Below are 22,136 nucleotides of genomic sequence, written 5' to 3'. Positions count from 1 at the left end.
CGCTGCGCCGTGACGAGCACGGCGCAGCGGGTTTGCTTCAGTTCAAACGGGTACTTTCCTAATAGCCCAGCGCTTCACGCAAACGCGCCAGCCTTTCGTGTGCGACACGGCGTGCAGCGAGCGTTTGTTCCATCGATACAGCGACAAAACGCGCACGATGATTCGGCTGCATCTGGCCTATGAGGTCCATGTCCGCGCTGATCACGGTGCCAATGGTGGCGTAGCCGCCGCCGGAGACGGCATCGCGATGCAGGATGATCGGTTCGAGCCCGCCGGGCACCTGGATGGAACCGATCGGATAACACGCATCGACAATGTTGGACGGGTCGGCGCCCGCGCCGAACGGCTGTACGCGTTCGCGGAATTGCAGGGCGCGTCCCTGTTTGTAGCGGTAGCCGATCCGGTCCGCTTCCGGCGCAACTACCCAGGTGTCATCGAAGAAAGTACGGGCGGATTCTTCGGTCAGGCGGTGGTGATAGAGCCCCGGCAGCACCCGCAATTCAATTTCCCTGGCGAGCGGCGTCCTGAGGTCGGCATGCAACTCGCGTCCTTCCTTTGCCGGGCGTTTGGGGGCGCAACTTGTCAGTTGATCGCCCTTTTGCAAGCGCCTTCCGTTGAGTCCGCCGATCGCACCCAGGGTGTAGGTCGAGCGGCTGCCGAGCACGACCGGCACGTCGAACCCGCCGGCCACCGCAAGGCATGCACGGGCGCCTGCCTTCACGTGATCGAAGGTGAGCGTGCTCCCGGCCTTGATACGAAGCGAGACATTGCAGGCCTGCGCGACGCCATCGATCTTCGGGGTCATCTCGGCGCCGGTGACGGCGATCAGCGTGTCCGAATGAAACACCAGTTGGGGGCCGAGCAACGTGCATTCGATTGCGGCCGCATCTTCGCTGTTACCGACCAGCAGGTTCGCCGCTCGCAATGAAAACTGGTCGAGCGCACCCGAGGGTGGAATGCCGACGTAGTAATAGCCTTGCCGTCCGGTATCCTGAACCGAGGTCGCAAGCCCTGGTTTCACTACTTCCATCACGCAGGTGGTGTCAGTCGGCATGGAGTACCTCGGCGAGCGAACGGTTGTAGGCATCGGGGTCACGCTTGAATTCGCCCAATACGAACTTGACGGGTTTCACGCGTAGGGCAAATGTGCCTGCTTCGACCTCGGCCAGATTGCGGTCATAGGTTTCCCGATCGATCGGCGCGAACTTGACGATGTCGCCCGGCCGGAAGAACACCATGAAGTCGCGCAAGTAGGAAAGGCGTTGCCCGGGATCGAAGATCGGGGCGGGCGTCACGCCGAACATCTGGTAGCCGCCTGCGCCGCGCACCGAGTAGATGCAGCCGAAACAACCGCCGTGGCCGACGGTGAGTTTCGGGGTATCGGTACGTGGGCGCAGATACTTCGGTACTTCGAGTTGCCGGGACCGTTCGACCATCTGGAACATGAAGGGCAAGCCCGCGACGAAACCAACCATCGAAACAAACCACGGCGTGCCTGAATGCGCGGCAATGAACGCATCGACGCTGCTCAGGCCATTGATGCGAGCGGCATATTCCAGATCAGTCGATGAAGGATCCTGATGACGTTCCCGAAAACGCATGAGCGTCTCATGAGTCCACGGATCGTTGTAGAGCACCGGCACTTCCACGATACGTGTCTCCAGCTCCAGAGGTGCGTCGCCCACTTCTGCGTCGATTTCCTTGAGCAAGGCGAGCAGCGTATCGGGTGCGATCACATCCGGATCGTATCGAACCTGATACGACGCGTTGGCCGGACAAATCTCCGTTACGCCCGCTACGTTGCGACGCTGCAGCTCACGCGTGATCGCAGTCCCTTTGAAGAAAGCATCGAGCGACATGTCCTCGCTGATCTCGACGAAGATGAATTCGTCGCCGCCGAATGTATAACGGATGCTCATGCCGCCTCCTCGCTTTGGCTTCGCTTTGCAGCACGTTGCGCCATCCACGCCTCGAGATGATTCGTGTGGTACCGGCCCGCGCGAATATCCGCGTCTGCAAGCATGGCCTGATGTAGCGGTGCCGTGGTCTTGACCCCGCCTATCTTCATCTCGCGCAACGCGCGATCGAGCCGCGCGAGCGCCGCCGGCCGGCTTTCGTCGAAGACAATGAGCTTGGCGAGCAGCGAGTCATAGAACGGCGGGATGGTATAGCCCTGATACAGCATTGAATCTATCCGCACGCCGGGGCCGGCCGGCCACACCAGTTCGTCAATGCGGCCTGGACTCGGGCGAAAATCGCGCTCGGGATCTTCGGCATTGATACGGCATTCGATAGCGGCTCCCCGCATGACGATGTCGCGTTGTTCATAACGCAACGGTTCGCCATCTGCAATGCGCAGCGATTCACGCACGAGGTCGATACCGGTAATCGCTTCGGTCACCGGATGCTCGACCTGAATGCGCGTGTTCATTTCAATGAAGTAAAACTCGCCGCGTGTTTCGTCGAACAGGTATTCAAGCGTGCCCGCGCTTCGATATCCGACTTCACGCGCGAGCCGCGTCGCCGATTCGCACAGCGATGCACGCAGTTCCGGCGTCAACGAGGGCGACGGTGCCTCCTCCATGATTTTTTGTCGACGCCGCTGCAGGGAACACTCGCGTTCGAACAGATGAACAACGTTCTTGCCGTCGCCGAGCACTTGTACTTCGATATGACGCGCCCGCCCGATGAAGCGTTCCAGATAGACGCCCGCGTTACCGAACGCCGCGAGGGCTTCCCGCTGCGCGAGCGGCAGTTCGACATCGAGCTGCGCCGCATCGTGCGCCACGCGAATGCCGCGTCCGCCGCCGCCCGCAGCGGCCTTGATCATGACTGGATAACCAATCCGGCCGGCAACGTCGCGCGCCTGCTCGAGCGAATCGAGAACGCCCTCGCTGCCCGGCACGGTCGGCACGCCTGCGCGTTGCGCAGTGGCACGCGCACGGGCCTTGTCGCCCATCGTCGCGATGATGGATGAGGGTGGCCCGACGAAGATCAGCCCGGCGGTCTCCACCTTCTCCGCGAACGCCGCGTTCTCCGATAAAAATCCGTACCCGGGATGAATCGCATCCGCGCCGCATTGTCCGGCCGCTTCGAGAATGACGGCGGGATTGAGGTAGCTTTTGGCGGCATGCGCCGAGCCAATTGGCACGGCCTGGTCGGCCATGCGCACGGCCAGGCTGTCGCGGTCGGCGTCGCTCACCGTGACGGCCGCCCGCATGCCCAGTTCCTGCGCTGCGCGGATGACCCGCACCGCGATCTCGCCGCGATTGGCGACCAGCAGGGTGCGAATGCGTTGAGGCTTGTAGAAGGTCTCCGGGAACATTGGCTTACCCCTCGATCCGCATCAGCACCTGGCCCGCGTCGACCGGCTCGCCGTCTTCGGCAAGTATCTCGGTCACGCGGCCCTTGGCGGTTGCTTCGATTTCGCTGAACTGTTTCATGACTTCGACCAGTCCCACGGTCGCGCCCTCGTCAATCTCGCTGCCGATCTCGACAAGCGGCGCGGCGTCGGGGGATGAACGCCTGTAGAACGTCCCGGGCAAAGGGCTGACAATGTCGTGCAGGGCCATGGAGGTACTCCTGTCTCAGGCGGATCGGAAACTATTGGGGGAAGCCGGTGGCGGCGCGGCAATGCGAATGTCGTTGCGAATCAGCGTGTCGCGCGTTGCCTGGACGAGTTCGAGCGCGCCCGGGGTGTCGCTATGGATGCAGACCGAATCGAAATCGATGTCTATCTCGTCGCCCTCGACTGTCGTTACGCGCCCTTGCATGCAGGCCCGCAAGACTTTTGCAGCCACCAGAGCAGGGTCGAGCCGGCCGACGCGACGAGTGAAAACGATTGAACCGCTCGCGTCGTAGTCGCGATCGGCGTAGAACTCGCGGACCACGGGCTGGCCCAGTTCGCGCGCCACTTTGTAAGTGACCGAGGACTCCATGCAATACAGCAGCAGGCTCGGATCGATTTTCTGCAGGGTTCCAATAAGGCAGCGAGACAGGTCTTCGTCCCGCGCTGCGAGCATGTAGAGGGCGCCATGGGGCTTCACGTGCTGCACGCCGACATTCGCCAGTCTTGCGAACTCGCGCAACGCGCCAAGCTGGAACACGATGTCGTTGACCAGCGCCTGCGGCGACTCGGTAATCGTGCGGCGTCCGAATCCGACCAGGTCACGAAAACCCGGATGAGCGCCCACGCCCACACCCGCTTCCTTCGCCGATTGAACCGTGCGCGCCATGATATTCGGGTCTCCCGCATGGAAACCCGTGGCGATATTGGCTGAACTGATCAGCGGCATGATCTCGGCGTCCACGCCGTCGCCTATCGTCCATGGGCCGAAACCTTCGCCCATATCCGAATTCAGGTCGATGCTGCATTTCTTCACGATGGGGTGTCTCCTGATTCATCGGCCCGGGTAAGCACGAACGCTCCCCGGAGTGCCAATGACATAAACCTTATTGCGCGGCGGCACGCCAAAATAGTTCTATTTTCAGATGGCCCGTATCTGTTTTTTCGATGCAGCGCCGGCCGCTCGTCTCTTGCTGCCGTTCACTCGACCGTGGGATTTTGCGAAGATAAGATATTGCGACGGGCAATATCAATTTTTGGCGGGTACCATGGCTTTGACTCTCCGGCAGCTCAAGTACTTCGTGGCAACGGCCGAACTGGGACAGATATCGCAGGCTGCCATTCAACTGACAATTTCCCAGTCGGCGGTGACCAATGCGATCAAGGAACTCGAGGACAGCTTGGGCACCCAGCTCTTTGCACGCATGTCGAGCGGTGTAACCCTGACTCAGACGGGCCGAAAATTCCTGAACCAGGCCTACACCATCCTCTCGTCCGTCGAAGAGGCGATGCGCATTCCGAATCTCGAAAGCACGCTGACCGGAACCCTCACTATTGCCGCGAGTTATACGGTGATTGGCTATTTCCTGCCGCATCATCTGCAGCGGCTGAGCACGCTTTATCCGCTGCTCTCCATCAATCTCCATGAACTGAATCGGGAGTCGATCGAAGAGGGCCTGCTCAGCGAACGCTACGACATGGCGGTGCTGTTGACCTCGAACGTGGCGAACCCGGAGCTGGTACTGGAACCGGTGATTCACTCAGTGCGCAGGCTTTGGCTTTGTGCGCATCACCCTTTGCTAAAACGCGAAAGCGTTACGCTCGCCGATGTCGCGCCGGAACCGTTTGTCATGCTGACTGTTGATGAAGCCGCGTACACGGCGCTGCGCTATTGGACCGATACGCCGCACAGGCCGAACGTGAAGCTGCGGACGTCGTCGGTGGAGGCTGTGCGCAGCATGGTGGCAAACGGCAGTGGTGTCGCCATTCTCTCTGACATGGTCTATCGTCCCTGGTCGCTGGAGGGCAAGCGGATCGAAACCGTGGTCCTGCGCGATCAGGTTCCGCCCATGAGTGTTGGACTTGCGTGGCGCAAGAACCGCGAGTTCAGCCCCGCCATGCACGCAGTACGGGAGTATTTCCGCCATACGTTCATGGAACCCCGGTCGAGCGCGAGCACCGCTTAATTTTTATCTTCATGACGGAATCTCTGACAAGACGAGGGCTTGGGCCATGAGCTTCGAGGCAGGCGAGGCCACCATGTGGCGGCTTGTGCAGCGCTACACAGGTCAGGTCGGGTATCAGCGTGGGGTGAAGTCTGAGGGACTGTCCGCGAACCCGCCCGTCATCGATTGCTCGGGATGGACAGCGTTGCTTCTCACGCAAGCCATGCAAGCGGAGAACGACGCGGCTGGGCGCGAAATGTTTGGCGCTGACGACATGCTCGCCTTGCAAACGTGGTCGGATCGGATCATTCACGAGATTGAAATCCGGACCGGCTTCATTCTTGAGGCAGGCGAGATCACGGCTGCCAGCCTGCCGCGATGCGCGACTATCGGGTTGAAGATGGGAGCGCCTGCATGGGCGGCCAATCACCCGCGTCCGCGCGGGATTACGCATATTGTTCAGGTCGTTCGTCGCCCGCAAGACGATGCGCCATTCGTTTCCGAGGCCTTCGGTGGTTCATCGCAACCCGGGATAAGCCTTGCACCGCTGGCGGAGTGGTTGGTGCTTGAGCAGCCTCGAATCCGGGCCGAGGAAATGTGGGTGGTCGATCCTTTCCGGATGGCGGGCAAAATGGTTGAAGGCACATAGGCTGACGGAACCGTGCAACGGTTCCGCCGGCTTGATCACGCGCTCTAAAGCGCTGCCCCCGGATGTGGCGCGTCCATCGATTTATCCCTCTACCCTGTATTCGATCAAAGCATCTCGGTCACTTCTTCAACCGACGTTTGTGATCGCCGTTCCTGGCCGGTGACTTGTCAACGCTTCACGCCTGCACCAGCTTGATGGCCCGATGAGTTGATGCGATCATCGGGCCAGTCCCGTCGTCCCTTTCCTAAAACGTGTAAGGCTCATGCCCGACCTGACCCACCGCCGCAAGACGAGCATGGCCGATATCGCCAGGGCCGCCGACGTCAGCGAAGCAACCGTTGACCGCGTGCTCAACGGCCGCGGCGGCGTTTCGCGCGAGAAGGAGCGGCGCGTGCTCGAATGGGCGCGCAAGCTCAAGATCGATCGGGCGCTCGACGCGGTATCGGTGCGCTGGTTGCGCATCGCGATCCTGTTGCAGCAGCCCGTTGCGCCGTATTACATCTATCTCAAGCAGGGTTTCGAAATCGCCCAGAAGGCATTCGAAGCGCAACGCGTGATCTGCGCGGTGACTTACTTCGACAACCTCGAACCGGCACGCGTGGTCGAGACCATCAACCGCGCGACACAGAAGGCCGACGCGCTGATCATCGTCGCGTACGAGCACCCCGACATCACGGCGGCACTGCGTCAGGTCAGTCGCGCGATGCCGGTTGTCACGCTTGCCAGCGACTTGCCGGGAACGGGGCGGCTGGCTTATGTGGGGATCGACAATCGCGGCGCGGGACGGGTGGCGGCCGAGTTGATGGGCCGCTTTCTGGGCGATGCGGGAGGCAAGGTGCTCGTGATGACGGGCATGCATGATTTCCTCGGCCATGAAGAACGTGAAAGCGGTTTCCGTTCGGTGTTGCGGCGGCGTTTCCCGAACTGCGACATCGTGGAGACGGTTGAGAGCCGCGAGCAATCGGCGGTCACCGAAAGCCTGACTCGCGACGCCTTCCGGCGCTATCCCGACCTGCGCGGTATCTACAACATTTCAGTCGGCGACGAAGGTGTCGGCGCGGCGCTTCAGGCGCTCGACCGCGTTCGTTCGACGGTGTTCGTGGGCCACGAACTCAACGACATTTCGCGGCGCTTGCTCATTGAAGGAACGCTCGACGCCGTGCTCGACCAGAATCCGGCTGCCGAAGCAATGCGTTCTATCGAAATCATCTTGCGGCACTATCATCGCGATCCCGGCGCGGTGTTGCCGCAGCAGATTCCGGTCACGGTGTTGTTGCGCGAAAACCTTCCGCTTAGCGACTAAGCGCCAGCGGCGCGGGTTTTTCCTCGCGGCTCAGGCCATTCCAGAGCTCGCGAATCCAGTCGTGCATCAGAAGGGCTTCGGCCCAGCGGTCGGTCGTGTCGTTGCCATCCCGGCCGATGATTGCGTAAGGCTTGGGTCCCAGCTCGCACGTGAAGACCAGCGTGTCGCGAGGACCGGCGCGCCGTTGCCACGAGGCAAACCCGTAACGCCACCAGTCGAGAAACAGGTCCACCCAGATCCGGTGCGGCTCGAACGAGATCTCTATCTGCACTTGCTCACGGCTTGCGACGCGGCCGTGAGATGCCCACGATTGATCGAGAATCCGGTGCATATCCGCATGGGCCTGTCATAAGGCGCAACGCCTTCGTTGCCGAGCAGCGTGATCTCGCCGTCCCAGCCGTTGTCGCGCAACGCATGGGCGGCGCGTGCTCCGCTTTGCCCGGCGCCGGTAATCACCATCGCGGGTTGGCGTTTCATGAAGCTGCCTTCGCTTGCGCCGGTACGCCGAGCAGCACTTCACCCCCTTGAATGCGCACGGGGTAAGTCTTCAAATGCACGCAGACAGGTGGGCTCTTGGGCTTGCCGGTGGGAATATCGAAACGTCCCTGATGCAGTGGACATTCAATCTCGCGATTGAGCACGAAACCATCGGCGAGATGCGCGCGTTCATGCGTGCACCAGCCATCCGACGCAAAAAAGCCCTCGGCTATCCGATACACGGCGTAACTCGCACCAGCGTGATCGAAGCGGATTACGTCTTCTTCGGCGATCTCGCTGGCAGCGCAAGCGGCGACCCATTCGATGTCATTCGGTTCAACGGCCACAAGAGCCTCCGGATTGTTGGCGTGGTTCGGGTTCAGATGCCCGACTGGGTCGCAAATGAGCCGTGCGGGGCGTTTTCAACCGGCACCTTGCGTTCGATCACATGACCCGGGTCGGAACGCTGTATCCATAACGCGGGCACCATCTCGCGATACACCGCGTAAAGGCTCGGATAAGCCGGCGGCAACTGATCCTTGATGACCTCGTGCAGACGCGGCAGCGCGTGGAACGGCACCATCGGCAGGAGATGATGTTCCAGGTGGTAGTTCATGTTCAGGTACAGAAAGCGGAAGACCGGATTGATGTAGACCGTGCGTGTGTTCAGCCGATGGTCTTTCACGTTGACCGCGAGACCTGCATGTTGCGTCAGGCCGAGCAACTGATGCAGCCAGCCGCCGTAGAAACGGGGCGTCCATACGAACATCAGCGGCAGGAAACTACGGAGTGCGATAGCAAGTCCGATCGTGCCCAGGATCACTAGTAGATAGATGCGGCACGACCAGATCATCTTTGGCTTTTCGGTTGCCGGGAGGAACGCATCGGTGGCGGCATCCACCCGGCCGAATGCATGCCGTACGATCTTGCGGATCTCGAGCGAACTACCCAGCAGTCCGAAGAAATCGACGATGATCGGCCAGACCTTGGTTGGCCGCGCGACCTGGATTTCCGGATCACGCTCCTGAAAATACGTGTGCGTGTGATGCCGCGCATGGCTCCAGCGCCACCAGTACCCTTCGCGGATCGTCATGAACGAAGACAGGTGATAGAAGGCGTCGTTGAGCCAGCGGGTCTTGAACGGCGTGCCATGGGCGAGCTCGTGCCAACGGGCGTCGCTGGACGAATAGATCGTGCCGTAGACCAGAAAGGCCGGCACCGCCCACCACGTGCCCCAGCAGAACGCCGCCACCAGACCGGACACGACCAGCAGCAACAGCCACGGCACGAAGTTGCGGAGGCCCTCGGCGTCGCTGCGTTTCATCAGCTCTTTCAGGACGGCGCGCGGAATGCGCGGCTGATACCACTGCTGGCCAATACGTTCGTCGAGCGTCGGGTCGGTCAGGCCGGGTTTGGCCGCATCGCCGCCGCTGACGTCGGGAGTCGAGGACATAGGTTGTCTCCTGCTTGATTATGTTCAGGCGATCTTCAAGCGATGTTTGCGCGCCTCCCGTCACTGCCAATTGCCGGACGGCCTTCTTGTTGAGACAACGATAGATGACCTGCGCTTGCCGCTCACTCGGAAAAATGATGGATTTCCATCAAACGAGCCTGCGCGCCGCGACAGCTATGGCTGATTGAAATAGAAATTAAATTCCACTAAATTTGCATGTGAAATTTCTTTTGCATTGGTGAAAGCCGTCTTCTATGCTTGTGTGAACTAGCAGCCGGAGTGCTGCGTTGATCGTCAAGGAGACTGCTGTGAACAGCATGGAAGTCAGTGCGGTGACGCCTGAAGGGGTAGTTGAAGCGCTGCTGCGCGGACCGGGCGCAGTGCGCATTCGCGGCGTGTTCAGCGTGGCGCAAGTGGCGGAAGCGCGCCGCGTGGTGATGGCGCATTCGCAGGACCGCGCGCAGACGGTCACGCATTTCCAGGGTCAGGCGGCTGAGGATCAGCGGTTGCATTTGCAGCGGCGCGTGTGGAACCTGCTGGCCAAAGGCGACGTGTTTTCGGAGATGGCCGAGCAGCCCGCTATCGTCGCTGCCATGCGGCTATTCCTTGGGGACGACTTCATCATGGGGTCGATCGCGGCGAACCGCATCCTGCCGGACGGTCCCGGACAGGAACCGCATATCGACTACCCGTACTGGGACTTTCATGCGCCGACGACATTTCCCCTCGGCATCAACACGAGTTTTCCGCTCAACGCGCAAGTGACCATTCCGCTCGATCCGTTCACGGCGCAAACGGGTGCGACGGCTTTTGTGCCGCACACGCAGCATGAATTGCGTTATCCCGGCGAAGGCGACGCGTTCTTCGAACGCTGCGAGCGCATGGAAGCGGAGCCTGGTGACGCGATTGTTTTCTTCGGTGCGACGTGGCACTGCGCCATGCCAAATCACAGTACGCAGGATCGCAGCGCGGTGCTGATTCAATACTTGCCCAAGTTCGTCAAGCCGATGGAAGACCTGCGCGCGATGGTGGGCGAAACGTTCGTCAGGAACGCGAGCCCGACAATGCGGCAGTTGCTCGGCTTGAACTTTCCGTATCCGCAGAATCTCGATGCGATCGGCGTTGCGACGAACGCCGAGGGTCGGAAAAACGCCATGCGGTGATTCAGCGTTCGGAGCGTTTCGGCACGCGTTCAAAAGCGCACGCGCTGATTCATCGCGGTAGTCTCCGGCAGCGCGCACATACCGCTGATGCCGCCGTTCGGGCGTGTCTTGAGAAGGAGGCCGCCGCCTCACGTCATCGCAGCGATCGCTTCGAACAAGGCGAGGTTCAGGAGCTTGATGTCGTTATTGGTCGGTTCCGGTTGTGAGGAAAACTTGGCGATCACCGTCTCCCGTGCCGGGTCAACGTATAACCACTGTCCATGGATGCCGATTGCGAAGCAGGCACCACTCGCGTTGCCGACCTGATACCACTTGTTGCGGTACTTGCCGTTCGGCAGCCAGACCGAGAAGCTCCCCTGTCGCCATGCCTCGGCGCTCCCGCCCGTCAGCGTATCTTTTACCCAGTCCGCGGGTATCAGCCTGCGGCCGTCGACCGTGCCGCCCTGGCGCACCAACTCGCCGATCCTCGCCAGATCGCGGACGGTCATGCACAGGCCGCCGCCCGAGCGCGCGGTGCCGGCGATGTCCACCGTCACGCAGCCGTCGTGCCGCAACCCGAGCGGCTGCCACAGACGCGTGGCCGCGAAGTCCGCGTAACGCATGCCCGAAGCACGCTCGATCACGAGGCCGAGGACGTCCGAGTTCGGAGAACAGTAATGGAACGGACCGCCGTGCTCACTCGCGCCCTTGGGCAGCGAAGCAATGAAGCTGATCACCGTCTCCGGTTTGTCACCGTCTCGCTGCGGGTCCAGCAGGCCGGCCCGGCGATAGCGGGCATAGGCGTCGTTCGGATCCATGTAGTCTTCGTTGAACGCGAGACTGGTGCGCATATCCAGCACGTGCCTGACGCGGGCGTCGCCAAAGGCCGACTGCGCGAGCTCAGGCACGTAATGCGCGACCGGTGCGTCGGGGTCCAGAAGACGATCGCCAACGAGGATGCCGGCGAGCAGGCCCGCGACCGACTTGCTGGCCGAAAACAAGATGTGCCGGCTCTGCAGGGTAAAGTGCGGCGCGTGAAAATCAGCAACGAAACGCCCGGCCCGCATCACCGTGATGGCATCGGTCGAGGTCTGCCGGAGAACCGAAGCGACCGTGCGCCGTTCGCCGTCGAGCACGAATTCGTACCCGGTCAGCGCGGTGGTATCGACCTTGGGTTCTTCGGCGAGACCGGGCGTGGCCGGAATTCGCGCCGTCGGGATCAGCTCGTGGACATGGCGAAAGGCCCAGACATTCCAGGGCGCTTCGCGCCAGTTGCCATGCCGAACGCTGTCCCGGCGAAAACCGTAGTCGGTTTCGAACTGTGAAGGGATCATCTTGCCTGCAGGCTCCTATGGCGGGTGGTCGTGAAAAAGCGAGGGCATCAATGAACGTGCTGCAGGAACTCGCGAAAGCGTTCGCCCGGCGGCGCCGACAGCATCTCGACGGGCTTGCCGTCGTGCACCACACGTCCAGCTTCCATGAACAGCAGCCGGGAGCCTACGCGTTGCGCAAAGCCCATTTCGTGGGTGACCACGACCATCGTCATGCCCTCGTTGGCAAGCGTCTGCATGACCTTGAGGACTTCCTGGCGTAACTCCGGATCGAGTGCCGAAGTCGGTTCGTCGAACAGCATCAGTTTTGGCTGGACGGCAAGCGCCCGCGCGATTGCGACGCGTTGCTGCTGACCGCCGGAAAGCTGTGACGGATAGTGGTGCATCCGCTCGGACAGACCTACTTTCTGCAGAAGCGCGGCGGCGATCTCGCGCGCTTCCGCCCGCGTCTGGCCGCGCGCCCGGATCGGTCCGAACATGACGTTCTGCATCGCCGTGAGGTTCGGAAACAGATTGAACTGCTGGAACACCATGCCGGCTTCGAGCCGGATGCGCCTGACGTCGCGTGCGGAACCCAGCACGCTGATATTGTCCACGCGCAGGTCGCCGCCACTGATTTTTTCGAGCCCGTTGATGCAGCGTAGCATCGTCGACTTGCCGGACCCTGAAGGGCCAACGATAACCGCGACTTCTCCCCGTTCGATCGCGAGGTCGAGCGGATGGAGAACGACGTGGGCGCCGAAATGCTTCGAAGCTTGCTGAAATTCGATCATGCTCATGGCAGGCGTACTCTCCGTTCAAGCATTCGCAGACTCAGCGCGAGTAGGCTGATCACGAGCAGGTAGATGACCGCCACCGCAGTCCAGATTTCCACCGCCCGAAAGTTCTCGGCCATGATTTCCTGCCCTCGCCGGGTCAGTTCACCAACACCGATGACGAGAAAGATCGAGGTGTCCTTGACCAGGTTGACGAACTGGTTTCCCATCGCCGGCAACGCACGCCGAAACGCGATTGGCGTGATGACGTGAACCAATACAGTACGAAAGGGAAGGCCCATCGCCAGACCGGCCTCGCGCAGTCCGAGCGGCACGCCGTCGAGCGCACCGCGGATGATCTCCGCGTTATAGGCGCCCGAGTTGACGATCAGGGTGATGATTGCGGCGCTGGTCGCGCTGATACGAATGTTCATCATGATCGGCAGTGCGAAGTAGACGAACATCACCTGGACCACGATCGGGGTGCCGCGGATCAACGCCACATAGACCTGGGCGGGGACGATTGCGAGCCGGCCGCCGTAGGTCAGCGCAACGCCCGCCAGGATGCCGAGCACAACGCCCCCGGCCAACCCGGCCAGGGCGATCAGGAGGGTGAGCCGAAGGCCTTGCAGCAGGTCCGGCAGCGCGGCAATGACTGCCGCCCAGTCAAAGCTCATGACGACGCCTCGCCGAACCATTTCCGGTTTAGCGCCTGGAGCCGGCCGTCGGCCTTCATGGCGGCGAGCTGAAGGTTGACCGCGGCAACCAGCGGGCTGCCCTTCTGGAAGCCGATGCCCACGTCGAGGCCCTCCAGAGGCGGCTGCACGACTCTTACCTTGTTCTTGCCGGCGGTGTTGGCGTAATAGAGCAACAGGGGTTTGTCGTAGACGACCGCGTCGGTGCGGCCGGCTTCCAGCGCCAGCAGCGCGTTGTTGATGCTGGGCAACTGCTCGACCGTCGCGTCCTTGACGTGGTCCTTGATGTAACCCACCGCGAGCGTGCCCGTTTCGGTGCCGATGTCTTTGCCGGCAAGATCGGCCGGGGTGTGGATGGTGGCGTTATCGATGCGGGTCACCGCGATCAGGCCGCTCTTATAGTACGGATCGGAAAAATCGATCACCTGCTGGCGCTCGGGCTTGATGAATAGTTGCGAAACTATGACGTCGATGTTGCGAGTCTGAAGCGCCGGGATCAGCGCGCCGAATTCCATCGGTTGCAGACGCCATTTGCGGTTCAGGCCCTTCGCGATCTCGTTCCAGACTTCGACATCGAAGCCTGTATAGGTGTCGCCCTGTTTGAACGCGAAGGGTGGTGCGCCTACGTTGGAGCCGACGACCAGTTCAGCGTCGGCAGCCTGGACGGATCGGGACAGCAGGATGGCGGGTGCGGCTGCCAGCCCGAGTTGCAGCAGTTGACGGCGATTCATGGTGTTTCCTCCACGGTAAGGGAATCGTGCCGGGCCTGGCGCTTCCACGGCGGTCCGGTGTTTGTCATGTCCTGGTGTCGGGTTATGGCTCGGTGCTGACGCCGCAGCCGGCGCGTTCCTGCGGACGTTGATCAGACACGGACGTGAGCGCGACAGTGAGTTCTATTTCGAGCAGGCCGCCGCCCGGCAGGCCGGCAACGCCTAGCGCCGACCTCGCATGCCGGCCGCTTTCACCGAAGATTTCGCGGAGCAGGGTCGAGGCTTCATCCATGACCTGGCTGTGGTTCACGAACTCGGGCACGGCATTGACGAAGCCGCGCAAGAACAGGATGCGATCGACCGCTGTCGTGTCCGGCAGCGTTGCGACGAGCACGCTCAGGGCACGCAGCACGCAGGCCCGTGCAGCGAGCTGGATGACGTCGGGCGGTGTATCGCGATCGACTGGTCCGGCGATGATCCCGTCGCCGACACGGCTGACCTGGCCGCTGATGTAAGCAATGCCGTTGTGGATGACCGCACCCACATAGGCACCTCGCGGCGATGGCGTAAGCGGCAAGGTCATGCCTAGTTGCGCCACCCGGCCGGCGATATCGATCGTCATGACGGGGCTCCGCTGTCCGCTTCGAAGCAAACCGGGCCGCCTAGCCAGCAGCCGTCCGGTTGGCCGTGCTCGATACCGGCGCCAAGACTGAAGCGCACCGAGATTTGCGACGGGCGTTTCATCGCGCGCCCCTGACGGATCGTGATGGTCCGTGCGGATGCTTCCACCATGCCATTTGCCAGGAGACCGAAAGAAAGCGCGGAGGCCGCGATCCCTGTGGCGGCGTCTTCCGGATAACCCGAGGCGCGCGGAAACTGCCGGGCGTCGAAGATTTGCCGGGCGGCGTCGAAGATGGCGTACGGGTAAAGGCCGGTGGAGCCGATCCGCTCGCACAGTGCCTCGATTTTCTCGAAGCGTGGCTGAAGGCCGTCAACGTCCTCTGTGCTGGTGAGCGGAATCAGCGTCTTGACGCGGCTTGTGCAGGCGTTCTGGATTGGAAGCGGCGCGAGTTGCGAGGCGCTGATGCCGAGCACATCGAGGATCTCGTCCCGGCTGAGTTGCGCTTCCGGCAATGCATCGATACGGCCCGCCGGTTGGGAAATCTCGACTGCGGCGCCTTCGTCCGTGTCCCCGGTGATGCGGACTCTGACCTGACCGCTGCGGGTCTGGATGGTCAGCCGGTCGCGCTGTAATCGCCCGGTTTGATGAAGCAGCCAGACCGCGCCGACCGTGGCGTGTCCGCACATCGGCATCTCGTGGTTGGGGACCCAGAAGCGAAACTCGTAGTCGCAACCGGAATCAGGCGGGGCCGGCAGGACGAAGCCGCTTTCGTGGCCGTAGCGCCGGGCCACGTCCTGCATTTGCGCGTCGGACATGCCGGCGGCATCGACCACGATAGGCGCCGGGTTGCCACCACCGGGACCGGCGGCGAACACGCTGACGAGTTCGACTGCGTGGTCGACTGTTTGGCGCTGAGGCATGACGGTATGAGCCCCGCTGACCGGGGAATGTGTTTCCATCCGGTCAGATTACGGGGATCGGCGCTGCGCCGCGCGCTCGAGCGGGCCTTAACTTTTGACCGAACGGGCCATCCCTGTGCGCTGGTCAGAGGGCGAATGGCCGCCGATCCGGCGCATGGCGCGCGCGAGGGCCGCGCCACTTTCGAAACCGACACGAAACGCCACCTCGCCGACCGGCAGGTCCGTTTCGGCGAGCAGCCGGCAGGCATTCTCGTAACGCTTGCGCTGCTGGAACTCGCCGATCGAGAGGCCGGTGCCTTCGCGGAACAGACGCGTGATGTGACGGCGGGAGATGCCGAAGCGTTCTTCCAGGGCGTCGAGCGGGATGTCCTGATCGGCATGGCGGGTCACGAAGGCTTCGAGTTCGGTAACCAGCGCCATGCCGTGCTCTCGTGGTGAAGTCCCCGGCATCGTCTCGCCGGTGATGACCTCGCCAATGCACTGCATCAGCAAGGCCGACGACAGAGCCTGGCGAATGCTTGGACCGCCATAGGTGCCCATGTCGTTGCGCAGCGAGATTTCCTGTAGTGCGCGAATCGCGGAAGTTCGGCGCACGAGGATCGGGATGCGCGTGCGCCGGCGGAATTCGCCGAGTGAGCCGATCCCGGTATCGAACTTTTGCAGCGCTTCATCGGTTACGTAGACCGCGACGTGCGTGTGCGTGGCGAAGCCTGCACGGGTCTGATGCGCCCGTCCCGAGGGCACCACCGCGAAGCGATCCTGCGAGAGCCACGTGCCCGCGCGCTGGTCTTCATGCCGAAGCTCGACGGCGCCGTGGCTCGGCAGGATGAACATCAGGCAATCGTGCCAGTGCCACGGCATTGCGTAGGTGCCGCCGCCGGTGAGCGTCGCGTGGCCGTCGTCGGCGGCGACCAGCAGGCCCTTGTCGGCCGGCTGACAGAGCAGGTTGAACGATCGCAGCATGGCGAACCTCCCATGCAATATTAAATGGGTGTCATACCCCTCGCCGGCCTTGGGATGGATGCGCGTCGCGCAACGCGCTCAGGACGGCGCCGGCCCGGCATGAACGGGATGCGGCGAGGATAGCAGCGCAAAATACGGCGGGGTATGGCGTTCGTCATCGGTGCTGTACGGATGCAGTGGCATTCGCCAGGAACCCTCTCCTTATTCGTGAAATCCCCTACGGACGTTCCCAAATGATAGCGTTACCATTTGTCAATTCAAGCGCAATTGGTAACGCTACCAAGGAGAACAAGTTTGTCTTCGACTTTGCCATCAAATCCCCGGCCCCCCCGCAAGACTCCTGAACAACTGCGTAGCTACCGCTGGTATGGCGTGAACGATCTGCGCTCGTTCGGACACCGTTCACGCACGGCGCAAATGGGCTATCACCCTTCCGATTACATGGGCAAGCCGGTCATTGCCGTCGTCAACACGTGGAGCGAGCTCAACTCGTGCCACACGCACTTCAAGCAACGCGTGGAGGAGGTGAAGCGCGGCGTCTGGCAGGCCGGCGGTTTCCCGGTCGAGATGCCCGTGATGACGTTGGCCGAGCCGTTCCAGAAGCCGACGACCATGCTGTATCGAAACTTCCTCGCGATGGAAACCGAGGAATTGCTGAAGTCGTACCAGTTCGACGGCTGCGTGTTGATGGGCGGCTGCGACAAGACCACGCCCGGTCTGCTGATGGGTGCGATCAGCATGAACCTGCCGACAATCTTCCTGCCCGCAGGCCCGATGCTGCGCGGCAACTGGAACGGCCGCACGCTCGGCAGCGGTTCCGACACATGGAAGTACTGGGCGGAACTGCGCGCCGGGAAGATCACGGAAGAAGAGTGGAAGGGCATCGAAAGCGGCATTGCGCGCTCGCCGGGTCACTGCATGACCATGGGCACGGCGTCGACCATGACCACCGCCACGGAATCGCTTGGCCTGACGTTGCCCGGATTTTCGTCGATACCCGCAGTCGACTCGCGCCACGCGCAGTTTGCGTCGTTGACCGGCCAGCGGATTGTGGAGATGGTCTGGACCGACCAGAAACCATCGGACATCCTGACCGCGAAATCATTCGATAACGCCGTCACCACCGTGCTGTCCATGTCGGGTTCGACGAACGCGATCGTGCATCTGGTGGCGGTCGCGCGCCGCGCGGGTATCGACCTGACAACCGCGCGCTTCGATGAACTCGCGCGCATCACGCCGGTGCTTGCCAACCTGCGCCCGGCTGGCAAATACCTGATGGAAGACTTCTTCTACGCAGGCGGTTTGCGCGCGTTGCTCGTTGAACTGGGCAGCCTGATCGACGGCACGCAGATGACGGTGAGCGGAGCGACGCTCGGTGAAAACATCGCGGGCGCGGAGATCTTCGACGAAGACGTGATTCGGAAACGGGCCAACCCGGTGGTGGAACGCGATGGCCTGGCCGTGCTGACCGGCAACCTCGCGCCCGATGGCGCCGTCATCAAGCCGGCCGCGATGGAGCAGCACCTGTTGAAGGCGCGCGGACCGGCCGTCGTATTCAAGGATTACGCCGATATGGCGGCGCGCATCGACAGCGAAGATCTCGACATCACGGAGCAGTCCGTGATCGTGCTGCAACACGCGGGTCCGGTGGGCGCACCCGGCATGCCGGAGTGGGGCCAGTTGCCGATCCCGCAGAAGCTGCTGAAGCAGGGTGTGAGAGACATGGTGCGGATCTCGGACGCCCGCATGAGCGGCACGAGCTACGGCGCGTGCGTGCTGCATGTGGCGCCGGAATCGTTTGTCGGCGGCCCGCTTGCGCTGGTGAAAGACGGCGACATGATCGAGCTCGATGTGCCCGGCCGACGTCTTCATCTCGATGTCAGCGACGAGGAACTCGCCGCGCGCAAGCAAGCATGGAAGGCGCCGAAACGTCCGTTCGAGCGCGGCTTTGGGGTGATGCATCAGCTTCACGTCACGCAGGCAAACAAGGGCTGCGACTTCGATTTCCTGGAAGAACCGGTGACCAAATCGTCTGAGGCCGAAACCGGGACCGCGGCGGCCGCGAGCGCACAACGCGACGAACCCGAGATTCACTAACCTTATTCAGAACCTTTCATGACCTCATCCGATACCCCCGTCAGCAGCGCCGCGCTCGAATTGCTGCGCCACGTCAGCACCGCGACGCTCACCACGCAGTTGTTCAAGCGCGGCTTGCGCAACGTGTTCCTGCAAGGCGTCGCGCCGCTTGTCAAACCTGCGCCGGGCGCACCCAACCTGGTTGGACCGGCATTCACGCTGCGCAATATTCCGGCGCGTGAAGACCTCGATCACGTCGGCGTGTTCCAGGATCCTGACCATCCGCAGCGCAAGGCAGTGGAGAGCGCGCCGCCGGGCAGCGTGCTGGTTCAGGACTGCCGCGGCGACCGCTCGGTGGCGTCGGTGGGGTCGATTCTCGCGCTCCGGCTGGCTAAGCGCGGCGTGGCGGGCATGGTTTCCGACGGCGCTGTCCGCGACAGTGGCACGATCTCCGACCTCGGCCTGCCGCTGTGGTGCGCGGGCGCGAGCGCGCCGCTGAACCTCGCCAAACATCACGCGGTGGATATGAACGTACCGATAGCGTGCGGCGGCGTGGCGGTGTATCCGGGCGATATTGTCGTCGCCGATGTGGACGGCGTCGTGATCGTGCCGCACGAAATGGCAGAAGACGTGGCGCGCGATGCGACCGAGCAGGAGCAGCTGGAAGTTTTCATCTCGCAGCGTATTGATGAAGGCAGGCCGTTGCGCGGCACCTATCCGCCGAATGAAGAGACGCTCGCGGCCTACGCGCAATGGCGTGCGCAAAAACAATAACGATGTTCGACCTATAACGGCTCGCTGGCACGCAGCGGGCGCAGGAGACCCAGTGAATACCGTTCCGCATGCGATAGATGAAACACCGTTGGTCAACCGGCTGGCATTCAGGCTGATGCCGCTGCTCGGGCTGCTGTACCTGATCGCGTATATCGACCGTTCCAATATCAGCTTCGCCAAGTTGCAGATGCTGGGCAGTCTCGGCTTGAGCGAAGTGGCGTATGGACTGGGCGCGTCGTTGTTTTTCATCGGCTACCTGATCTTCGAAGTGCCGAGCAACGTGATGCTGCACAAGTACGGCGCGCCGCGCTGGATCGCACGGATCATGCTGACGTGGGGCATTGTCACCGTGCTGCTCGCGTTCACGAAAAACGCCACGACGTTCTACGTCCTGCGTTTCCTGCTCGGCACTTCCGAAGCGGGGCTGTATCCCGGCGTGATCTATTACCTGACGTTGTGGTTTCCGTCGCGGCACCGGGTGCGGATGCTGGGGTATTTCACGGTGGGCAGCAGTCTGGGTAACATGGTGGGTGCGCCTATTTGCGGCTGGCTGCTGGACAAGGGCGGACTCCTTGGTCTGCAAGGCTGGCAGCTCGTGTTTATTGTCACGGGCATACCGTCCATTCTCCTGACCGCTGTCGTGCTGCTGTATTTGCCCGAGTCTCCGCTCAAGGCAAAATTCATGTCGGAGGCGGAAAAGAAATGGCTGGCCGATACGCTCGACAACGAACGCACGCTCGCGGCACAAACCGAAGCGGGCAAGACAAACTTCCTGAGCGTGTTGACGGAACCGCGTGTGATCGGCATGGCGTTGTATTACATGATGCTGTCCATGTCGGTGTATGGCGTGAGCTACTGGCTGCCAACGCTGGTCAAGGGCTTCGGTGTCAGCAACACCGTCAACGGTCTGATCAACATTGTGCCGTGGCTGCTCGCGACTATCGTGCTGGTGTGGTTGCCTTCGAAGTTGCGTGCCGCCGACCGGACGATGACCGCGATGCTCTGTGCGTCGGTACTCGGTGTGATGTTCTTTCTCGGCAGCGTGTTCCTGCCGACCAACACGCTGCGTTTCATTGCGTTGAGTCTTGGCGCACCTTGCATGTATTTGCTGCTGCCGTGTTTCTGGACGCTGCCGCCGAAGTTCCTGACTGGCGCGCGCGCCGCGGCCGGAATCGCGGCGATCAATTCGTTGGGTAATGTGGGCGGTTTTATTGCGCAGAACCTCGTGCCGTGGGTCCGGCAGGTGAGCGGCAGCACGAAGGCGCCCATGCTGATTCCTGCGGCATGTCTCTTTACGTTCGGTGTCGTCACGTTGATCTTGATTCGGCGTAACCGTCATGGCGGTACGCAGGAGGCGGGCAATCAGAGGAGGGCGGAAGCGGCCTAGAATTGTTCCTGCGACAAGGCGCGGCCGGCGTTGACTACAATACCCGCGTTAGCCACGCCGAGCCTTCCTCACCCAAGCAAACCATGCCGAACGACAAGACGACAGACTTTCCCATCGACGCCCCGGACGAAGCGCAGAGTGCTCCACCCAAGCGCTCGCGCGGCGGTCCGAAAGGGCTGCGCATTACCGATGTTGCGGCTGTCGCGGGTGTCTCGCCTATCACGGTTTCGCGCGTTTTCAACAATCCGGAATCGGTGGCGCCGGAAACGCTCGAACGCGTGCGTCAGGTCGTGCAGAAGCTTGGATACGTGCCTAACCGGCTGGCTGGCGGGCTGTCGTCGGCGAAGTCGCGGCTCATAGCGGCGATTGTCCCGACCATCTCGCACTCGTTGTTTTCCGAGACCGTTCAGGTGTTCAGCGAGACCATGTCGAAGGCCGGTTATCAGGTGCTGCTGGCATTGAGCAGCTACAGCGATTCAAACGAGGAAACGCTGCTCGACGCTGTGTTGAGCCGGCGCCCGGAAGGGGTGTTGCTGACGGGTGTCGCGCATACGGATTCGTTGCGCGAACGCTTGCGCAATGTTGGTATTCCGATTGTGGAAACGTGGGACATGACCGAGACGCCGATCGATATGCTCGTCGGTTTCTCGCACTATCAGGTAGGCGTTGCGGTTGCGGAGCGGTTCCTTGCGCGAGGTGTTTCGCATCCTGGCTTGGTGTCTGCCAACGACGATCGTGCGATCGCGCGTATCACCGGTTTTCGTGAGCGCCTGGTGCGCGCCGGAATTCACGATATAGCGGACGTGATTGTTGTGCCGCCGAGTTCGGTGGCCATCGGCAAGGCAGCTTTGCCCAAGCTGCTGGAGCAGATGCCGTCACTCGATGCGGTTTTCTGCGGCTCGGACCTGCTTGCTATCGGCGTGCTTGGAGAGGCCAAACGCCGCGGTATAGACGTGCCGTCTCAACTGGCTATCTGCGGCTTTGGCGATCTGGAGTTCGCTTCGGAAACCACCCCGCAATTGACGACCGTGCGCGTGGACGGCAAGCGCATTGGCGTAAATGCGGCGCGCTGTTTGTTAGAGCGCCTGAAAGGCGTGAAGGAAGCGAACGTGCTCGATGTGGGTTTTCAAATTGTCGAGCGGCAGACGATTTGAGTCATTCGGTGGGGTTTCGTTCGCACTCGTGGGTTTGGGTTTGCTGGTGGGCAGGGTCAGGTTGTAGGGGTAGTGGTTGGGGTTAGTGCCGGGGTGCCAGGTTCTTGCGTTAGCGGTCGGGGTCAATGCCGGGTTGCTGCTTTCAGGGTTAGTGGTCTGCGAGAGTCGGATTTTCTCTTTATCACTATTAGCCACTGTGCGTGGCGGCACGTCA

24 protein-coding genes are annotated in these 22,136 nt (G+C 61.9%); 8 read left to right on the top strand and 16 right to left on the bottom strand.

Annotated elements, in window-relative coordinates; genetic code table 11:
• Window positions 1–58: 58 nt before the first annotated feature.
• From ABH944_RS42980 to ABH944_RS42960, 5 genes are read right to left on the bottom strand one after another with little or no spacing between them, the layout of a single operon-like run.
• Window positions 59–1,054 carry a 5-oxoprolinase subunit C family protein gene (locus tag ABH944_RS42980; protein WP_404615257.1) on the bottom strand — a complete coding sequence of 332 codons (996 nt, stop codon included), beginning with the start codon at window positions 1,052–1,054 and terminating at the stop codon, window positions 59–61.
• Window positions 1,044–1,919 (bottom strand): 5-oxoprolinase subunit B family protein, encoded by an 876-nt coding sequence (locus tag ABH944_RS42975; RefSeq protein ID WP_404615255.1) that lies wholly within the window; start codon window positions 1,917–1,919, stop codon window positions 1,044–1,046. Before ABH944_RS42975 ends, ABH944_RS42980 begins: the two co-directional genes overlap by 11 nt.
• Window positions 1,916–3,325: an acetyl-CoA carboxylase biotin carboxylase subunit gene (locus tag ABH944_RS42970; protein WP_404615253.1), complete on the bottom strand. Its 1,410-nt coding sequence runs from the start codon at window positions 3,323–3,325 to the stop codon at window positions 1,916–1,918. Before ABH944_RS42970 ends, ABH944_RS42975 begins: the two co-directional genes overlap by 4 nt.
• A gap of 4 nt (window positions 3,326–3,329) precedes the next feature.
• Window positions 3,330–3,572, bottom strand: a complete 243-nt coding sequence (locus tag ABH944_RS42965; RefSeq protein WP_404615251.1) for an acetyl-CoA carboxylase — start codon at window positions 3,570–3,572, stop codon at window positions 3,330–3,332.
• A gap of 15 nt (window positions 3,573–3,587) precedes the next feature.
• Window positions 3,588–4,382 carry a 5-oxoprolinase subunit PxpA gene (locus ABH944_RS42960; RefSeq protein WP_404615249.1) on the bottom strand — a complete coding sequence of 265 codons (795 nt, stop codon included), beginning with the start codon at window positions 4,380–4,382 and terminating at the stop codon, window positions 3,588–3,590.
• A gap of 232 nt (window positions 4,383–4,614) precedes the next feature.
• Here ABH944_RS42960 and ABH944_RS42955 point away from each other — a divergent pair, with 232 nt between their 5' ends.
• The 3 genes from ABH944_RS42955 (at window position 4,615) to ABH944_RS42945 (ending at window position 7,463) form a co-directional block, all read left to right on the top strand.
• Window positions 4,615–5,532, top strand: a complete 918-nt coding sequence (locus ABH944_RS42955; RefSeq protein ID WP_404615247.1) for a LysR family transcriptional regulator — start codon at window positions 4,615–4,617, stop codon at window positions 5,530–5,532.
• Window positions 5,533–5,578: 46 nt separating this feature from the next.
• Window positions 5,579–6,160: a hypothetical protein gene (locus tag ABH944_RS42950; protein ID WP_404615245.1), complete on the top strand. Its 582-nt coding sequence runs from the start codon at window positions 5,579–5,581 to the stop codon at window positions 6,158–6,160.
• A gap of 262 nt (window positions 6,161–6,422) precedes the next feature.
• Window positions 6,423–7,463, top strand: a complete 1,041-nt coding sequence (locus tag ABH944_RS42945) for a LacI family DNA-binding transcriptional regulator (RefSeq protein ID WP_404615243.1) — start codon at window positions 6,423–6,425, stop codon at window positions 7,461–7,463.
• Here the strand turns inward: ABH944_RS42945 and ABH944_RS42940 are convergent.
• The 4 genes from ABH944_RS42940 to ABH944_RS42925 are packed head-to-tail and all read right to left on the bottom strand — an operon-like array spanning window position 7,453 to window position 9,393.
• Window positions 7,453–7,734 (bottom strand): hypothetical protein, encoded by a 282-nt coding sequence (locus ABH944_RS42940; protein ID WP_404615241.1) that lies wholly within the window; start codon window positions 7,732–7,734, stop codon window positions 7,453–7,455. The genes ABH944_RS42945 and ABH944_RS42940 overlap by 11 nt on opposite strands.
• The gene (locus ABH944_RS42935) at window positions 7,725–7,940 is read right to left on the bottom strand and encodes a hypothetical protein (protein WP_404615239.1); all 216 of its coding nucleotides are present in this window, start codon (window positions 7,938–7,940) and stop codon (window positions 7,725–7,727) included. Before ABH944_RS42935 ends, ABH944_RS42940 begins: the two co-directional genes overlap by 10 nt.
• Window positions 7,937–8,287: a non-heme iron oxygenase ferredoxin subunit gene (locus tag ABH944_RS42930; protein ID WP_404615237.1), complete on the bottom strand. Its 351-nt coding sequence runs from the start codon at window positions 8,285–8,287 to the stop codon at window positions 7,937–7,939. Before ABH944_RS42930 ends, ABH944_RS42935 begins: the two co-directional genes overlap by 4 nt.
• Before the next feature lie 32 nt (window positions 8,288–8,319).
• Window positions 8,320–9,393 (bottom strand): fatty acid desaturase, encoded by a 1,074-nt coding sequence (locus tag ABH944_RS42925; RefSeq protein ID WP_404615235.1) that lies wholly within the window; start codon window positions 9,391–9,393, stop codon window positions 8,320–8,322.
• 317 nt (window positions 9,394–9,710) lie between these two features.
• Between ABH944_RS42925 and ABH944_RS42920 the strand changes: the two genes are divergently transcribed.
• Window positions 9,711–10,556, top strand: coding sequence for a phytanoyl-CoA dioxygenase family protein (locus tag ABH944_RS42920; RefSeq protein ID WP_404615270.1), 846 nt, complete (start codon window positions 9,711–9,713; stop codon window positions 10,554–10,556).
• A 128-nt stretch (window positions 10,557–10,684) separates the two neighbouring features.
• Here the strand turns inward: ABH944_RS42920 and ABH944_RS42915 are convergent, their stop codons facing one another.
• The 7 genes from ABH944_RS42915 to ABH944_RS42885 all read right to left on the bottom strand — a co-directional run bounded on the left by ABH944_RS42915 (window position 10,685) and on the right by ABH944_RS42885 (window position 16,531).
• Window positions 10,685–11,869: a serine hydrolase domain-containing protein gene (locus tag ABH944_RS42915; protein WP_404615233.1), complete on the bottom strand. Its 1,185-nt coding sequence runs from the start codon at window positions 11,867–11,869 to the stop codon at window positions 10,685–10,687.
• Between the two features lie 47 nt (window positions 11,870–11,916).
• Complete coding sequence (gene glnQ / locus ABH944_RS42910; RefSeq protein ID WP_404615231.1) at window positions 11,917–12,645, bottom strand: glutamine ABC transporter ATP-binding protein GlnQ; 729 nt, start codon at window positions 12,643–12,645, stop codon at window positions 11,917–11,919.
• On the bottom strand, window positions 12,642–13,298 hold the full coding sequence (gene glnP / locus ABH944_RS42905) for a glutamine ABC transporter permease GlnP (RefSeq protein WP_404615229.1): 657 nt from the start codon (window positions 13,296–13,298) through the stop codon (window positions 12,642–12,644). The genes glnQ and glnP overlap by 4 nt, the downstream gene beginning before the upstream one ends.
• On the bottom strand, window positions 13,295–14,047 hold the full coding sequence (locus tag ABH944_RS42900) for a transporter substrate-binding domain-containing protein (RefSeq protein WP_404615227.1): 753 nt from the start codon (window positions 14,045–14,047) through the stop codon (window positions 13,295–13,297). The genes glnP and ABH944_RS42900 overlap by 4 nt, the downstream gene beginning before the upstream one ends.
• Before the next feature lie 82 nt (window positions 14,048–14,129).
• The gene (locus ABH944_RS42895) at window positions 14,130–14,648 is read right to left on the bottom strand and encodes a RidA family protein (RefSeq protein WP_404615225.1); all 519 of its coding nucleotides are present in this window, start codon (window positions 14,646–14,648) and stop codon (window positions 14,130–14,132) included.
• Window positions 14,645–15,568, bottom strand: a complete 924-nt coding sequence (locus ABH944_RS42890; protein WP_404615223.1) for a PhzF family phenazine biosynthesis protein — start codon at window positions 15,566–15,568, stop codon at window positions 14,645–14,647. Before ABH944_RS42890 ends, ABH944_RS42895 begins: the two co-directional genes overlap by 4 nt.
• Before the next feature lie 87 nt (window positions 15,569–15,655).
• Window positions 15,656–16,531 carry an AraC family transcriptional regulator gene (locus ABH944_RS42885; RefSeq protein ID WP_404615221.1) on the bottom strand — a complete coding sequence of 292 codons (876 nt, stop codon included), beginning with the start codon at window positions 16,529–16,531 and terminating at the stop codon, window positions 15,656–15,658.
• 294 nt (window positions 16,532–16,825) lie between these two features.
• On the opposite strand from ABH944_RS42885, the gene araD reads away from it, so the two are divergent.
• The 4 genes from araD (at window position 16,826) to ABH944_RS42865 (ending at window position 21,922) form a co-directional block, all read left to right on the top strand.
• Complete coding sequence (gene araD / locus ABH944_RS42880) at window positions 16,826–18,628, top strand: L-arabinonate dehydratase (protein WP_404615219.1); 1,803 nt, start codon at window positions 16,826–16,828, stop codon at window positions 18,626–18,628.
• Window positions 18,629–18,646: 18 nt separating this feature from the next.
• The gene (locus ABH944_RS42875) at window positions 18,647–19,381 is read left to right on the top strand and encodes a ribonuclease activity regulator RraA (RefSeq protein WP_404615217.1); all 735 of its coding nucleotides are present in this window, start codon (window positions 18,647–18,649) and stop codon (window positions 19,379–19,381) included.
• Window positions 19,382–19,433: 52 nt separating this feature from the next.
• Window positions 19,434–20,768: an MFS transporter gene (locus ABH944_RS42870; protein ID WP_404615215.1), complete on the top strand. Its 1,335-nt coding sequence runs from the start codon at window positions 19,434–19,436 to the stop codon at window positions 20,766–20,768.
• 83 nt (window positions 20,769–20,851) lie between these two features.
• Window positions 20,852–21,922 carry a LacI family DNA-binding transcriptional regulator gene (locus ABH944_RS42865; RefSeq protein WP_404615213.1) on the top strand — a complete coding sequence of 357 codons (1,071 nt, stop codon included), beginning with the start codon at window positions 20,852–20,854 and terminating at the stop codon, window positions 21,920–21,922.
• Window positions 21,923–22,136: the final 214 nt, after the last annotated feature.

Source organism: Caballeronia udeis (assembly GCF_044909315.1).
Lineage (GTDB): Bacteria > Pseudomonadota > Gammaproteobacteria > Burkholderiales > Burkholderiaceae > Caballeronia > Caballeronia udeis_A.
The sequence above is the reverse complement of the archived record's forward strand: the minus strand, read 5'-3'. Positions and strand labels throughout refer to the sequence as shown.